Origin of the sequence: Pseudomonas sp. Z18(2022) (assembly GCF_036346535.1) — a bacterium.
Classification (GTDB): Bacteria; Pseudomonadota; Gammaproteobacteria; order Pseudomonadales; family Pseudomonadaceae; genus Aquipseudomonas; species Aquipseudomonas yamanorum_A.
In genome coordinates, this window is the sequence record NZ_JAOTOA010000002.1 from 307,752 (window position 1) to 321,824 (window position 14,073).

Below are 14,073 nucleotides of genomic sequence, written 5' to 3' on the forward strand. Positions count from 1 at the left end.
ATGGCTGTTAAAAAGACTACTGATAAAGAAGGCAGCTCGTGGATCGGGGAAGTTGAAAAATACTCCCGCAAGATCTGGCTGGCTGGTTTAGGCGTGTACTCGAAGGTGAGCAGTGACGGCGGCAAATACTTCGAGACTTTGGTTAAAGACGGCGAGAAGGCCGAGAAGTTGACCAAGAGCACAGTGGGTAAACAAGTCGATGCGGCAAAGGCTTCCGCCGGTTCTGCCAAATCACGTATCAGCGACAAGTGGGGCGAACTGGAAGGGGCTTTTGACAAGCGCCTGAACAGTGCCATTTCGCGACTGGGTGTGCCTAGCCGTACTGAAGTGAAAGCGCTGCACAGCAAAGTCGATACCTTGACCAAGCAAATCGAAAAACTCACCGGCCTTAAAGCTGCGCCAGTCGCGGCTAAAACGGCAGCGGCTAAACCGGCTGCCAAGCCTGCGGCTAAAACTGCAGCGGCCAAACCTGCTGCAAAAACCGCCGCCAAACCTCTGGTCAAGGCCGCCGCCAAACCGGCAGCCAAGCCAGCGGCCAAGGCGCCTGCCAAAGCTGCTGCAAAACCGGCTGCCAAGCCTGCGGCTAAAACCGCAGCGGCCAAACCGGCCGCCAAGCCTGCCGCTAAACCAGTGGCCGCTAAAGCAGCTGCAAAACCTGCGGCTAAACCCGCAGCCAAGCCGGCAGCAAAAGCAGCAGCCAAGCCAGCGGCTAAAACCGCTGCCGCCAAACCTGCTGCATCGAAGCCTGCTGCCAAGCCAGCCGCTGCGAAACCTGCAGCCAAGCCGGTTGCTGCCAAGCCCGCCGCCAAGCCTGCGGCTGCAAAACCTGCAGCGGCCAAGCCAGCTGCAAAACCGGCCGCGGCCAAGAAGCCTGCCGTAGCCAAAAAACCAGCAGCGCCAAAGCCAGCGGTAGTGGCCAAGCCTGCAACTCCAGCGCCGGCGACCAACTCGGTCACTCCACCGACGCCTGCTGCTACCTCGACTGCAACGCCGGCAACCCCGGCGCCTACCAGTCAGTCCTGATTTTTGCAGGACATATAAAAACGCCCGGCCTGCGAAGGTCGGGCTTTTTTGTTTGTGATCCACTGTGGGAGCTGGCTTGCCTGCGATAGCGCAGGCTCAGTGAATACATTTGTAGCTGAGCCACCGCCATCGCAGGCAAGCCAGCTCCCACATTGATTGGGGTGTTTGTTAGTCCGAGTCGTCCAGGTAACGCAGCGCCAAACGCTCCGTCGCGAGCCTCGCCGGCATCAGCAAATGCGGGGCCACCAGCATCATGATCTGGTACACCACCACTCGTACCTCGCCCTCCCGGTCGATAATCCGCTGGTAGTCCAGGGAAAACAGCAGGGTCATGGTGATCTGCTCCACCAACTGCCCCAATGCCTGGGTGTCACTGACCAATTGCCCGTCGGTCTTGAGCCGGGCCAGCAATGAGGCCAGCGTGCGCTTGAGCGCCGTCAGCAGGTTGCGAATACCCTTGGCCAGTTTCGGCAAGCGTCCTGCCAGGTTCGACAAGTCCTGGAACAGAAACCGATAGTGCGCCATGCGCTCCACGATCAGGTGCAAAAACAGCCAGTAATCCTCGGCCGCCAGCTGCGCGTCCTCAGGTGGGTCGAGCAACGGCGCCAACTCGGCCTGGAAGCGCTCGAACAGCCCGAGCACCAGCGGCTCCTTGCCATGGAAGTGGTAATAGAGATTGCCGGGGCTGATCCCCATTTCATTGGCTACCTCCATGGTCGACACGTTCGGCTCGCCCTTGTGGTTGAACAACTGCAAGGCACATTCAAGGATACGGTCGCGGGTCTTCATCCAGTCTTCTTAAAATCGTCGTTGGGCTCAGCGGACTCGCACGTACGTGCCTGGGGCCGCTTCCATCGGTGGGTAATTCTGGTTGCCCAGGGCGGTCAGGGTTTCGCGCTGCACGCCGGAGCGCTGCTGGATCCATGCCAGCCAATTGGGCCACCAGCTGCCTTCGACATGATCGGCGTCGTAGTACCAGGCGCGCGGGTCGCTGCTCAGCTTGAGGTTCTCGACGTAGTTGGCCTTGGGGTTGCCCGGCGGGTTGAGGATGCTCTGGATATGCCCGCTGTTGGACAGAATGAAGCGCTTGTCCCCACCCAACAGTTGGGTGGAGCGGTACACCGCGTCCCACGGCGTGATGTGATCGTTGATCCCGCCCACGCTGAAGCTGTCCACCGTGACCTTCTGCAAGTCGACGGGTGTGCCGCAGACTTCCAGGCCACCGGGATGGCTCAGCGGGTTGTGCTTGAAGAAGTCCAGCAAGTCGCCATGCAGCGCGGCGGGCAGGCGGGTGTTGTCGTTGTTCCAGTACAGGATGTCGAACGCCGGCGGCTCCTTGCCCAGCAGGTAGTTGTTGATCCAGTAATTCCAGATCAGGTCATTGGGGCGCATCCAGGCGAACACCTTGGCCATGTCCCGGCCGTCGAGCACGCCTTGTTGGTAAGAGCGGCGCTTGGCGGCTTCCAGGGTCTGTTCGTCAGCGAACAGTGTGGCCGGGCTATCTATCTGGCTGTCCAGCAGGCTCACCAGGTAGCTGGCGCTGGAGATGCGGCGTAACTGGCGCTTGGCCTGCAGATGGCCTTGCAGTGCGGCGATGGTCAAGCCTCCGGCACAGGCGCCCATCAGGTTGACCTCGCGGGCACCGGTGATTGCGCGGCACACGTTCAGCGCTTCTTCCAGGGCGGCGACGTAGGTGGAGAGGCCCCATTCCCGATGCCGCACATCCGGGTTGCGCCAGCTGACCATGAACACCTGCAGGCCATTTTTCAGGGCGAACTGGACGAAGCTGTTGTTCGGGCTCAGGTCGAAAATGTAGTACTTGTTGATTTGCGGCGGCACCACCAGCAGCGGCTTGGCGTACTGTTTTTCGCTCATGGGCTTGTACTGGATCAGCTCCAGCAGCTCATTGCGAAACACCACCGAGCCGGGGGTGGTGGCGACGGTTTTGCCGACTTCGAAGGCCTGTTTGGTGACCTGGCGTGGCAGGCCGTTATTGTGCAGCAGGTCGTCGAACAGGTTGCTGACGCCACGCACCACACTGTTGCCGCCGGAGTTGAGCAGCTCCTTGATCGCCAGCGGGTTGAGCAACGTGTTGGACGGCGACACGGCGTCGTTGAGCAGGGCAAAGGCAAAGTGCGCCCGCGCCCGGTCGTCGGCGCTGAGGTTGCTGTCGTCGATCCAGTGACGGGTTTGTTTTTGCCAGCTCAAGTAGGCTTGCAGGCTGCGCCGGTAAAACGGGTTGAGCTGCCAGGTGGGGTCGGCGAAGCGGCTGTCCGCCGGGTTCGGCTCGTGCACCGTTTCCCCCAGCAACACGCGGCCCAATTGCCCGCCCAGCTTCAGGGCGTGACGGGCGGTGTGCACCGGGTTGCGCAGGCCGTGTGCGGCGACGCTGCGCAGGGTCGACAGCAGATCCCGGCCGCGCAGGCCGGTGATCGCACTTTCAATATTGATGAACGCGGCGGGTGTGGGCACCGGGTTCGATACGGGTCTTTCTCGCATGCGCCAACACTCCTTCGTCAAGCCATCAACAAGCACGCCAATTCAGAACCATAGTCGGTTCTGGCCAAGTTGCGCGGTGCGGTCGTCCTGACCGCCACCGTCTAAAGCGCGGGTTGCGGGTGAATCACCGCCCGCAGGCGTTCCTCCTGGAGAAACTTCATGATGATCGGCGCCACCGCCTCGGCCCGGGTAATCAGGAACAGATGACCGTCGTCGATGATGTGCAGTTGGGCGTTGGGAATGCGCCAGGCCAGCATGCGCATGTTGACCAGCGGGATCAGCGGGTCGTCATCGCCGGCCAGTACCAGGGTCGGCTGCTTGATCTTGTGCAGCCAGTGGATGCTGGTCCAGCCAAGCCCGGCGAACAGTTGCCAGTAGTAGCCCAGCTTGCCCGCCGAGCGCACTTTGCTGGCGTGTTCGGCGGCCAGTTTCGAATCCCGACGGAATGAGCCGCCGTAGATCATCGGCGCAATGCGCACCACGTGGGACGGCTGGATATAACGCCGCGGGCTGGCCATCAGCCACAAGACTTTGGGTTTGCCCGGCACCATGAAGGCACCGGCGGCGGTGGCGGCCAGGATCAGCTTCTTGCAGCGCTCCGGGTAGTCATAGGCAAACTGCTGCGCCAGTGCCCCGCCCCAGGAAACCCCCACGGCGTTGACCTGGCCATAGTCCAGGTAATCGAGCATGCGTGCGGTGAGTTTGGCCAGGCCAGGGAAGCGGTAAGGCCGGCTGGGGGTCGACGAGCCGCCGACTCCCGGCACATCAAAGGCAATCACTTCCAGGTCCGGGTCCAGGGCCTGGACGAACGGAAACACCAGCTCAAGGTTGGCGCCGATGCCGTTGAAAATCAGCAGCGGCGTCAAGTGAGGCTTGCCCGGGCGTACCGCCGTGCGGATGGCTTGGCCATCCAGGTCGATGGTACGGAAGATGAACGGTTGCGGCATGCTCGTACCCTGTGAAATGGCGCTATTTCCCTGCCGGAAAACGGTCAGTGTGGGAGCTGGCTTGCCTGCGATGCAGACGCCGCGGTGTATCTGGCACACCGAGTTGATGCCATCGCAGGCAAGCCAGCTCCCACAGTTGATCCCGTTCCAGCCTACCTTTCGTGTACGTAAGTGCCCGGCGCCGCTTCAGCCGCTGCGTACGCTTTATTGCCCAGTGCTGTCGGCGCTTTCTTCAGCTTGCCCGACCGCTCCGCCTGCCACGCCTGCCAGTGCAGCCACCACGAATCGGTGTGCTTGGTGGCGTTCTCCTGCCAGTCGAGGGCCTTGCCCGGCATCGTATCGCTGGTCTGGTAGCGCGACTTGGGGTTGCCCGGCGGGTTCAAAATGCTCTGGATATGCCCGCTGCTGGACAGCACGAACTCCACCTTGCCACCAAACAGCTGCGCCGATTTGTAGCAGGACTGCCACGGTGTGATGTGGTCGTTGGTGCCGGCCAGGGAATAGATATCGGCGGTGACCTGTTTCAGGTCGATCGGCGTGCCGCATACCTCCAGGGCATTGGCGCGCACCAGCGGGTTGTTCTTGAACAGTTCGATCAGGTCGCCATGGAATGCGGCCGGCAAGCGGGTGGTGTCGTTGTTCCAGAACAGGATGTCGAACACCGGCGGCTCGTTGCCCAGCAGGTAATTGTTGACCCAGTAATTCCAGATCAGGTCATTGGGGCGCATCCAGGCAAATACCTTGGCCATGTCGCGGCCTTCCAGCACGCCGGCCTGGTAGGAATGGCGCTTGGCCGCTTCCAGGGTCTGCTCGTCGACGAACAGCGCTACCTGGGTGTCCAGGGTGGTGTCCAGCACGCTCACCAGCAGAGTCAGGGCGTTGACCTTCTTCTCCCCCAGCGCCGCGTAGTGGCCCAGCAGGGCGGTGCAGGTGATACCGCCGGAGCAGGCGCCGAGCATGTTGATGTCTTTGCTGCCGGTGATTGCGCTCACCACATCGACCGCTTCTTTCAGCGCCTCGATGTAAGTCGACAGGCCCCATTCACGCTGGGCCTTGGTGGGGTTGCGCCAGCTGACGATAAACGTCTGCTGGTGATTGCGCAGGCAGAAGCGCGCCAGGCTCTTGTCCGGGCACAGGTCGAACACATAGAACTTGTTGATCTGCGGCGGCACCACCAGCAGCGGGCGCTCATGCACCTGTTCGGTGACCGGCTTGTACTGGATCAGCTCCAGCACATCGTTGCGAAACACCACCGAGCCTTCGGTGGTGCCCAGGCTCTTGCCCACTTCAAAGGCGCCCATATTGACCTGGCTCGGCATGCCGCCGTTGTGCACCATGTCTTTGGCGAGATGCGACAGGCCATCCAGCAGGCTCTTGCCGCCGGTTTCGAAGAAGCGTTTGACTGCCGCCGGGTTGGCCGCGCTGTTGGTGGGCGCCATGGCTTCGGTCATCAGGTTGATGACGAAGTGGCCGCGGCTGATGTCGTGTTCCGACAGGTTGCTTTCACCGATCCAGTCGTGCAGCTCCTTGCGCCACGCCAGGTAGGTTTGCAGGTAACGTTTGTAGAGCGGGTTCTGGGTCCACGCCGGGTCGTTGAAACGGCGGTCGTCGGCCTCGGGTGTCAGCTGTGATTTGCCGAACACCACGTTCTTCAATTCGACGCCAAAATGCGCGACGTGCTTGACGCTGTGCAACGGTTGTTTGATGGCCTGGGTCAGCACCATCCGAGCGGATGCCAGTAAATCCTTTTTCCGTAACGCGATGATCGGGTTCAGCCCCAGGGTGTTTTCCGAGGCCTGGCGTTTCAAGTCATCGTTGTTCTTGTTACTCATCTACGACGCTCCATTGTCCGACAGACGAGTACCGGGTACCGCTGTGTACCACTACTTGCCACACAGCACAGCCTGGTACTACTGCTCGGGTGACCGTTAATACCGCATCGTCAAATGCAGGGAACTTGCCAGTTCCATTGGTTACCCGAGTTTAATTTTTTTCGCAAGCGGGCCAATCGTTGGCCACGACAGAGGGGCATTCAAGCAGATGGAATTAGAAAATGCCCACTAATGAGCAAAAGGCCTGAGCTAGAGCATCAGCCGCACGACCGACTGGCTCGGGTCGCGGGTTTTTCCGGCGGCTTTCAGCTCGGCAAGATAATCCGCCCACAGCGCGTCCTGACGCACGGCAAGTTGATAGAGGTAGTCCCAGGTGAACAATCCGCTGTCATGACCGTCATCGAAGGTCAATTTCAGTGCGTATTGGCCGGCGGGTTCGATCTTGGTCAAGCCGACATTGAGCTTGCCGAATTGCAGGATCGGTTTGCCGTGGCCCTGGACTTCGGCGGAGGGGGAGTGCACCCGCAGGAATTCGGCGGGCAACCGATAGACCTCATCGGGGCCGTAGGTGAGGCCCAGGGTCTTGGAGGCTTTGTGCAGGTTGATGGCAGTAGGCAGTTTGGTCATGACGGGATCCGAGCAGATCATGTAGGAGCCCGGCTTGCCGGCGATGGCGACCTTGAAATCGCCATCGCCGGCAAGCCGGGCTCCTGCAGGGGGTTCACATGACCTACAGGATATAACGAGACAGATCTTCGTTCTGCGCCAATTCGCCCAGGTGGCTGTTGACGTAGTCGGCGTCGATCTTGATCGCCACACCATTCTGCGCGCCCGCCATGTCGCCAGCACTGAAGGACACTTCCTCCAGCAGGCGCTCAAGCAGGGTGTGCAGGCGGCGGGCACCGATGTTCTCGGTCTTCTCGTTGACCTGCCAGGCAATCTCCGCCAGACGCTTGATACCATCCGGCAGGAACTCTATCCCCAGGCCTTCGGTTTTCAACAGCTCGCGGTATTGCTCGGTCAGCGACGCATGCGGCTCGCTGAGGATGCGTTCGAAATCGCCCGGCGTCAGCGCTTTCAGCTCCACCCGAATCGGCAGACGGCCTTGCAGTTCCGGCACCAGGTCGCTTGGCTTGCTCAGGTGGAACGCACCGGAGGCGATAAACAGGATGTGGTCAGTCTTGACCATGCCCAGCTTGGTGTTGACGGTGCAGCCTTCGATCAGCGGCAGCAGGTCGCGCTGTACGCCTTCGCGAGAGACGTCCACACCGCCGGAATTGCCGCGCTTGGCGACCTTGTCGATCTCGTCGATAAACACGATGCCGTGCTGCTCGACCGCTTCCAGGGCCTTGGCCTTGAGTTCTTCCTCATTGACCAGGCGCCCGGCCTCTTCGTCGCGCACCAGTTTCAGCGCGTCCTTGACCTTGAGCTTGCGGCTTTTCTTCTTGCCCTTGCCCATGTTGGCGAACAGGTTCTGCAACTGGCTGGTCATTTCTTCCATGCCAGGCGGTGCGGAGATGTCGACGCCGGACACTTCGGCGACTTCGATCTCGATTTCCTTGTCGTCCAGTTGGCCTTCACGCAGGCGCTTGCGGAACAGCTGGCGGGTGTTGGAATCCGAGCTCGGCGCGGCGTCTTCGTTGAAGCCCATGCGTGCCGGTGGCAGCAGGGCGTCGAGGATGCGCTCTTCGGCGGCGTCTTCGGCGCGATGACTGACCTTGGTCATTTCCTGTTCGCGCAGCAGTTTCAGCGCCGCGTCGGCCAGGTCACGAATGATCGACTCGACGTCACGGCCTACGTAGCCCACTTCGGTGAACTTGGTGGCTTCGACCTTGATGAACGGCGCGTTGGCCAGCTTGGCCAGGCGTCGGGCGATCTCGGTTTTACCGACACCGGTCGGGCCGATCATCAGGATGTTCTTGGGGGTTACTTCAACGCGCAATTCTTCGGGCAGTTGCATCCGGCGCCAGCGGTTACGCAGGGCGATGGCAACGGCGCGCTTGGCATCGTCCTGGCCGATGATATGGCGATTGAGTTCATGGACGATTTCGCGGGGAGTCATGGACATAGTAATTGGCGGTCCTCAAGCGGGAATAAGCCTGGGGCTTATTCGGCGAGGTCCTGCTCCTCAATGGTGAAGTTGTGGTTGGTGAAGACACAGATGTCGCCGGCGATACCCAGGGCAGTCTCGACGATTTCCTTGGCCGACAGGTCGGTTTTCTTCAGCAGTGCGCTGGCTGCGGCCTGGGCATAGCCGCCGCCGGAACCCATGGCGATCAGGCCTTCTTCGGGTTCAACCACGTCGCCGTTGCCGGTGATGATCAGGGACGCGTCTTTGTTGGCGACGGCCAGCATGGCTTCCAGGCGGCTGAGGGAGCGGTCGGTGCGCCATTCTTTGGCGAGCTCGACGGCGGCACGGACCAAGTGGCCCTGGTGCTTCTCAAGTTGGCCTTCAAAGCGCTCGAACAGGGTAAAGGCGTCAGCGGTGGCGCCAGCGAAACCGGCGAGGACCTGGCCGTGGTACAGGCGACGGACTTTTTTCGCGTTGCCTTTCATCACGGTATTGCCAAGTGAAACCTGGCCGTCGCCGCCCATGACGACTTTGCCGTGGCGGCGAACTGAAACGATGGTGGTCAAGGGGAGAGTCTCCACGCTGCGGGGCGAAAATGCCCTGATGGAACTCATATGGGGGTGGCGGGGGGGATTTCAACTGTAGGACGGGAGGGCGGACGAGTGGTGCGAGTCCTGTAGGAGCTGGCTTGCCAGCGATGGCGGCCTCAAGAATCACACACAATTCAGAGGCCTCATCGCCGGCAAGCCGGCTCCTGCAGGGTTTCGGCGAGGCGCAATCAGCGGCTTTGGCGTTGTTGTAACAACAGGTTGCTAAACCCTGCGCCCGCCAGTTGTTTCTGCGCCACGGTCAGCTGTTCACGGTTGCTGAACGGCCCTACCAGCACGCGATACCAGGTCGCATCCTTAACCGTCCCGGACTCCACCGTCACCGCCTGCCCCAGCAGAATAATCTGCGCCCGCACGCGGTCCGCATCCGCCTGTTTCGGGAACGAGCCCGCCTGCAGGAAGAACTTGGTCACCGGCGCCGCTTTAGTCGTGGCAACCGGCGGCGGTGGCGGCGGGGTAATCCCGGCCAGTGCAGCCTGGGCCCGTGCGGTGTCGATTTTCGCCGCTTCCGCCGGGGTAACCGGTGTGGTCGGCACAGGCTGCGGCGTCGGCAAGGTTTTCTCCGGCACGGCGTCCGGCGGCACGATCACTTCCGATTCCGGCAGCAGCGTGTAGAAGTCGTACTTCGGCTTCACGGGCGCAGTCGGGCTAGGTGGCGTTTTGTTCGCCTCGGCCATTTTCGTAGCCTTCTGCTGCTCTTGCTTGACCCGTTTGACGTCATCGCCCTTGCCCGGGTCCAGTTTCATCAGGAACACCACAAAGGCGCCGACTGTCAGGCCGATCGCCAGCCACATCCAGCCCGGGATAGGTTTCTTCGCCGGTGCCTGGTAGCGGCTGGCGCCGCGCTTGGGTGCAGGTTTTTTCTTGGCAGCCAACTTACATACGCTCCAGAGTTTCCAGGCCCAACAGCTCCAGGCCTTGCTTGAGGGTCCGTCCTGCCAGTGCGGCGAGGCGCAGGCGGCTCTGCTTTTGGGCTTCGTCGTCTGCGGTCAGGATCGGGCAGTTCTCGTAGAAGCTGGAGAACAAACCGGCGACTTCGTACAAATAGGTGCAGAGGATATGCGGCGTGCCTTTTTCACCGACGCTGTTCAGCACTTCGCCGAATTGCGCCAGCTTGGCGGCCAGTTCCTGCTCGTGCGGCGCCTCAAGGTTGATCTGGCCTTCGACTTCGCTGAAGTCCTTGCCCAGCTTGCGGAACACGCCGGCGACCCGGGTGTAGGCATACAGCAGGTACGGGGCGGTGTTGCCTTCGAAGTTGAGCATCAGTTCGAAGTTGAAGCTGTAGTCGCTGGTGCGGTGCTTGGACAGGTCGGCGTATTTCACCGCGCCAATCCCCACCACGCGGGCGATGTTGCGCAGGTCAGCTTCGGCCAGCTCCGGGTTCTTTTCCTTCACCAGGTTGTAGGCGCGGTCCTGGGCTTCGTTCAGCAGGTCGATCAGCTTCACGGTGCCGCCGTCACGGGTCTTGAACGGGCGGCCATCGGCGCCGTTCATGGTGCCGAAGCCCATGTGCTCCATCTGCATCGGGTGGGTCACGAAACCGGCGCGGCGCGCCACTTCGAACACTTGCTGGAAGTGCAGGGCCTGGCGCTGGTCAACGAAGTACAGGGCGCGGTCGGCTTTCAGCACGCCGCTGCGGTAGCGCACGGCGGCCAGGTCGGTGGTGGCGTACAGGTAGCCGCCATCGGCCTTGACGATGATCACCGGCAGCGGGTCGCCGTCGGCGGTCTTGAATTCTTCGAGGAACACGCACTGGGCGCCGTTGCTCTCAACCAGCAGGCCCTTGGTCTTGAGGTCGTTGACCACGTTGATCAGGTCGTCGTTGTAGGCGCTTTCGCCCATCACGTCGGCCATCGTCAGTTTGACGTTGAGCAGCTCGTAGATTTCCTGGCAGTGGGACAGCGAGATCTCGCGGAAGCGGCTCCACAGCTCCAGGCATTCGGCATCGCCGGCTTGCAGCTTGACCACCAGGCCACGGGCGCGGTCGGCGAATTCTTCGGATTCGTCGAAACGCTTCTTGGCGGCGCGGTAGAAGTTCTCCAGGTCCGACAGCTCATTGCTGGTAATCGGGTTTTCCTGCAGATAGGCCATCAACATGCCGAACTGGGTGCCCCAGTCGCCCACGTGGTTCTGGCGGATCACGTCGTCGCCGAGGAACTCCAGGACCCGCGCCACGCCGTCGCCGATGATGGTGGAGCGCAGGTGGCCCACGTGCATCTCTTTGGCCAGGTTCGGTGCCGACAGGTCGATTGCCACGCGCTGTGCCGGGCCGGCCTTGCGCACGCCGATTTTGGCGTCGGCCAGGGCCGCGTCCAGGCGCGAAGCCAGGGCCTGGGTGTTCTGGAAGAAGTTGATAAAGCCGGGGCCGGCGATTTCCGCCTTGGTGACCTGCGGGTCGGCCGGCAGCGCGGCGATGATTTTTTCCGCCAGGTCGCGCGGCTTCAGGCCGGCGGGCTTGGCCAGCATCATCGCGATGTTGCTGGCGAAGTCGCCGTGGGTCTTGTCGCGGGTATTTTCCACCTGGATCGCCGGCGTCAGGCCTTCAGGCAACACACCTTCGTTGACGAGTTGGGTGAGGGCTTGTTGGATCAGCTGGCGAATGGTGTCTTTCATCGTGTTCTCTTTCGACCGCAAGCGGTGGCGCGCGATGCGCAGGTGGAAAAACTGGGCATTATCCGTGGCGAGGGCGGGCTTGCCAACCTTCGCTGGACCTTGACGGACGATTAACCTGTGGTGAGGGAGCTTGCTGTGGCGAGGGAGCTTGCTCCCGCTGGAGTGCGTAGCGCTCCCGGCTTTTTTGGGGCTGCTACGCAGCCCAGCGGGAGCAAGCTCCCTCGCCACAGGGGTTTAGTACAAATCTACCGGGTCTACGTCCAGCGACCATCTCACCTGGCGACCGCTGGGCATTTGCTCCAGGGCAAGTAACCAGCTGCTTAATAAACGATGCAGCGGGGCGCGGGCACTGGCTTGCAAGAGTAGCTGGGCGCGGTAACGCCCGGCGCGGCGCTCCATTGGTGCGGGTACCGGGCCGAGCAATTCGATGCCGGTCAGACCCAGTTCCCCCAGCAAACGTTCAGCCTCGCTGCACGCTTCATCCAGGAAACCTTCGGCCTGGCCCGGCTTGTGCGCCTCGGCCCGCAGCAGCGCCAGGTGCGCAAACGGCGGCAAACCGGCGGAGCGGCGTTCGCTCAGGGCTTGTTCGGCGAAGGCAAAGTAGCCTTGTTCTGTCAGTTGAATCAGCAACGGATGGTCGGCCAGGTGCGTCTGGATGATCACCTTGCCCGGCTCTTCGGCCCGCCCGGCACGGCCTGCGACCTGCACGATCAGCTGCGCCATGCGCTCGCTGGCGCGGAAATCCCCGGAGAACAACCCGCCGTCGGCATCCAGGATCGACACCAGGGTCACCCGTGGGAAGTGATGTCCTTTGGCAAGCATCTGCGTGCCCACCAGAATGCACGGCTGGCCTTTTTGGATGGTGGCAAACAGCTGATTCATCGCGTCCTTGCGCGAGGTACTGTCACGGTCGACCCGCAGCACCGGGTAATCCGGAAACAGAATGCCCAGCCTTTCCTCGGCGCGCTCGGTGCCGGCGCCCACCGGCCGCAAGTCGACTTTGCCGCACTGCGGGCAGTGGCGCGGCACCCGTTCCACATGCCCACAGTGATGACAGCGCAGCTCGCCGGAGCGCTGGTGCACGGTCATTCGCGCATCGCAGCGCTTGCACTCGGACATCCAGCCGCAGTCATGGCACAGCAGCGTCGGCGCAAAACCCCGACGGTTGAGGAACACCAGCACTTGCTGGCCTGCGGCGAGGGTCTGGCCGATGGCTTGTTGCATTGGCCCGGAAATGCCGCTGTCCAGTGGACGACTTTTCACATCCAGGCGCAGGAAGCGTGGCTGCTTGGCACCGCCGGCACGCTCATTGAGGCGCAGCAGGCCATAGCGCCCGGTGTAGGCGTTGTGCAGGCTTTCCAGGGACGGCGTGGCCGAACCCAGCACAATCGGGATGTTTTCCTGGCGGGCGCGCACCAGCGCGAGGTCGCGGGCGTGGTAACGCAGGCCTTCCTGCTGTTTATAGGAGCCGTCGTGTTCTTCGTCGATGATGATCAGCCCGGGATTTTTCATCGGGGTGAACAGCGCCGAGCGCGTTCCAATAATAATGTCGGCCTCGCCATCCCGGGCGGCGAGCCAGGATTCCAGGCGCTCGCGGTCGTTGACCGCCGAGTGCACCAGGGCGATGCGCGCGTTGAAACGCTGTTCGAAACGCGCCAGGGTTTGCGGGCCGAGGTTGATCTCGGGGATCAGCACCAGTGCCTGTTTGCCGGCTTCGAGGGTTTCGCGGATCAACTGCAAATAGACTTCGGTCTTGCCGCTGCCGGTGACGCCCGCCAGCAGGAACGCGTGGAAGCTGTCGAAACCGGCGCGAATCGCCTCGTAGGCCGCGCGTTGTTCGGGGTTGAGCGGCAGTTCCGGTTGGGCCAGCCAGTGTTCGTGGCGCTCGCCGGGTGCGTGCTTGCGGATTTCTACCTGCACCAAGCCTTTGGCCAGCAGCAAGTCCAGGCTGTCCTTGCTCAGCATCAGCTTGCTTAGCAGCTGATGGGCGACGCCGTGGGGATGCTGGGCCAATGTGGCCAGGGCTTCACGCTGGCGCGGGGCGCGGGCGATGCGCGGGTCGTCCATGCGCGCGCCCGGCACCATCGACCAGAAACGCTCCTGGCGCGCCTCGGCCAGTTCGCCCTGGCGCAACAGCACCGGCAGCGCCCAGCTCAAGGTGTCGCCGAGGCTGTGCTGGTAATACTGCGAGGTCCACAGGCACAGCTTGAACAGCGCGGGCGGCAGCGGGGGCGTGGTGTCGAGGATGGCCACGGCGGGCTTGAGCTTCTCGGCGGGCACTTCGCTGTGATCGGCGACCTCTACCAGGATGCCGATCATCTCCCGGCGGCCAAACGGCACCCGTACGCGCATGCCCGGCTGCAACTGCGACCGCAATACGCCGGCAGGTGCCCGGTAATCGAACAGGCGGCGCAGGGGCGAGGGCAGGGCGAGGCGCAAAATGGCGTCGGGCACGCGGGGGTTCTCATATGACGGGCGGC

The 14,073-nt window shown here is 62.2% G+C and carries 11 protein-coding genes; 1 reads left to right on the top strand and 10 read right to left on the bottom strand.

Features of this window, described 5'->3' with window-relative positions:
* Positions 1-1,023, top strand: coding sequence for a phasin family protein (locus V3W39_RS06735; protein WP_177076030.1), 1,023 nt, complete (start codon positions 1-3; stop codon positions 1,021-1,023).
* A gap of 168 nt (positions 1,024-1,191) precedes the next feature.
* Here V3W39_RS06735 and V3W39_RS06740 read toward each other — a convergent pair whose 3' ends face one another.
* From V3W39_RS06740 to V3W39_RS06785, 10 genes are all read right to left on the bottom strand, one after another.
* Positions 1,192-1,812, bottom strand: a complete 621-nt coding sequence (locus tag V3W39_RS06740) for a TetR/AcrR family transcriptional regulator (protein WP_177041099.1) — start codon at positions 1,810-1,812, stop codon at positions 1,192-1,194.
* A gap of 27 nt (positions 1,813-1,839) precedes the next feature.
* On the bottom strand, positions 1,840-3,522 hold the full coding sequence (gene phaC / locus V3W39_RS06745; RefSeq protein ID WP_177041100.1) for a class II poly(R)-hydroxyalkanoic acid synthase: 1,683 nt from the start codon (positions 3,520-3,522) through the stop codon (positions 1,840-1,842).
* Positions 3,523-3,623: 101 nt separating this feature from the next.
* Entirely contained in the window at positions 3,624-4,469 is an 846-nt protein-coding gene (gene phaZ, locus V3W39_RS06750; protein WP_010169185.1) for a poly(3-hydroxyalkanoate) depolymerase, read from the bottom strand.
* A 152-nt stretch (positions 4,470-4,621) separates the two neighbouring features.
* Positions 4,622-6,301, bottom strand: a complete 1,680-nt coding sequence (phaC, locus tag V3W39_RS06755; RefSeq protein ID WP_330212399.1) for a class II poly(R)-hydroxyalkanoic acid synthase — start codon at positions 6,299-6,301, stop codon at positions 4,622-4,624.
* A gap of 249 nt (positions 6,302-6,550) precedes the next feature.
* Positions 6,551-6,928, bottom strand: a complete 378-nt coding sequence (locus V3W39_RS06760; RefSeq protein ID WP_330212400.1) for a DUF971 domain-containing protein — start codon at positions 6,926-6,928, stop codon at positions 6,551-6,553.
* 103 nt (positions 6,929-7,031) lie between these two features.
* Complete coding sequence (gene hslU, locus V3W39_RS06765) at positions 7,032-8,369, bottom strand: ATP-dependent protease ATPase subunit HslU (RefSeq protein ID WP_177041107.1); 1,338 nt, start codon at positions 8,367-8,369, stop codon at positions 7,032-7,034.
* Positions 8,370-8,407: 38 nt separating this feature from the next.
* Positions 8,408-8,938: an ATP-dependent protease subunit HslV gene (hslV, locus tag V3W39_RS06770; RefSeq protein ID WP_177041108.1), complete on the bottom strand. Its 531-nt coding sequence runs from the start codon at positions 8,936-8,938 to the stop codon at positions 8,408-8,410.
* A 212-nt stretch (positions 8,939-9,150) separates the two neighbouring features.
* Positions 9,151-9,855 (bottom strand): SPOR domain-containing protein, encoded by a 705-nt coding sequence (locus V3W39_RS06775; protein WP_177041109.1) that lies wholly within the window; start codon positions 9,853-9,855, stop codon positions 9,151-9,153.
* A 1-nt stretch (position 9,856) separates the two neighbouring features.
* Positions 9,857-11,593: an arginine--tRNA ligase gene (argS, locus tag V3W39_RS06780; protein ID WP_330212401.1), complete on the bottom strand. Its 1,737-nt coding sequence runs from the start codon at positions 11,591-11,593 to the stop codon at positions 9,857-9,859.
* A 234-nt stretch (positions 11,594-11,827) separates the two neighbouring features.
* A complete protein-coding gene (locus tag V3W39_RS06785; RefSeq protein ID WP_330212402.1) occupies positions 11,828-14,047 on the bottom strand; it encodes a primosomal protein N' in 2,220 nt (739 codons plus the stop codon).
* Positions 14,048-14,073 lie beyond the last annotated feature (26 nt).

Coding starts and splice junctions, on each gene's coding strand:
- V3W39_RS06735 (WP_177076030.1), top strand. CDS start 1: ATGGCTGTTAAAAAGACTACTGATAAAGAAGGCAGCTCGTGGATCGGG.
- argS (WP_330212401.1), bottom strand. CDS start 11,593: ATGAAAGACACCATTCGCCAGCTGATCCAACAAGCCCTCACCCAACTC.
- V3W39_RS06760 (WP_330212400.1), bottom strand. CDS start 6,928: ATGACCAAACTGCCTACTGCCATCAACCTGCACAAAGCCTCCAAGACC.
- phaC (WP_177041100.1), bottom strand. CDS start 3,522: ATGCGAGAAAGACCCGTATCGAACCCGGTGCCCACACCCGCCGCGTTC.
- phaZ (WP_010169185.1), bottom strand. CDS start 4,469: ATGCCGCAACCGTTCATCTTCCGTACCATCGACCTGGATGGCCAAGCC.
- phaC (WP_330212399.1), bottom strand. CDS start 6,301: ATGAGTAACAAGAACAACGATGACTTGAAACGCCAGGCCTCGGAAAAC.
- V3W39_RS06740 (WP_177041099.1), bottom strand. CDS start 1,812: ATGAAGACCCGCGACCGTATCCTTGAATGTGCCTTGCAGTTGTTCAAC.
- hslU (WP_177041107.1), bottom strand. CDS start 8,369: ATGTCCATGACTCCCCGCGAAATCGTCCATGAACTCAATCGCCATATC.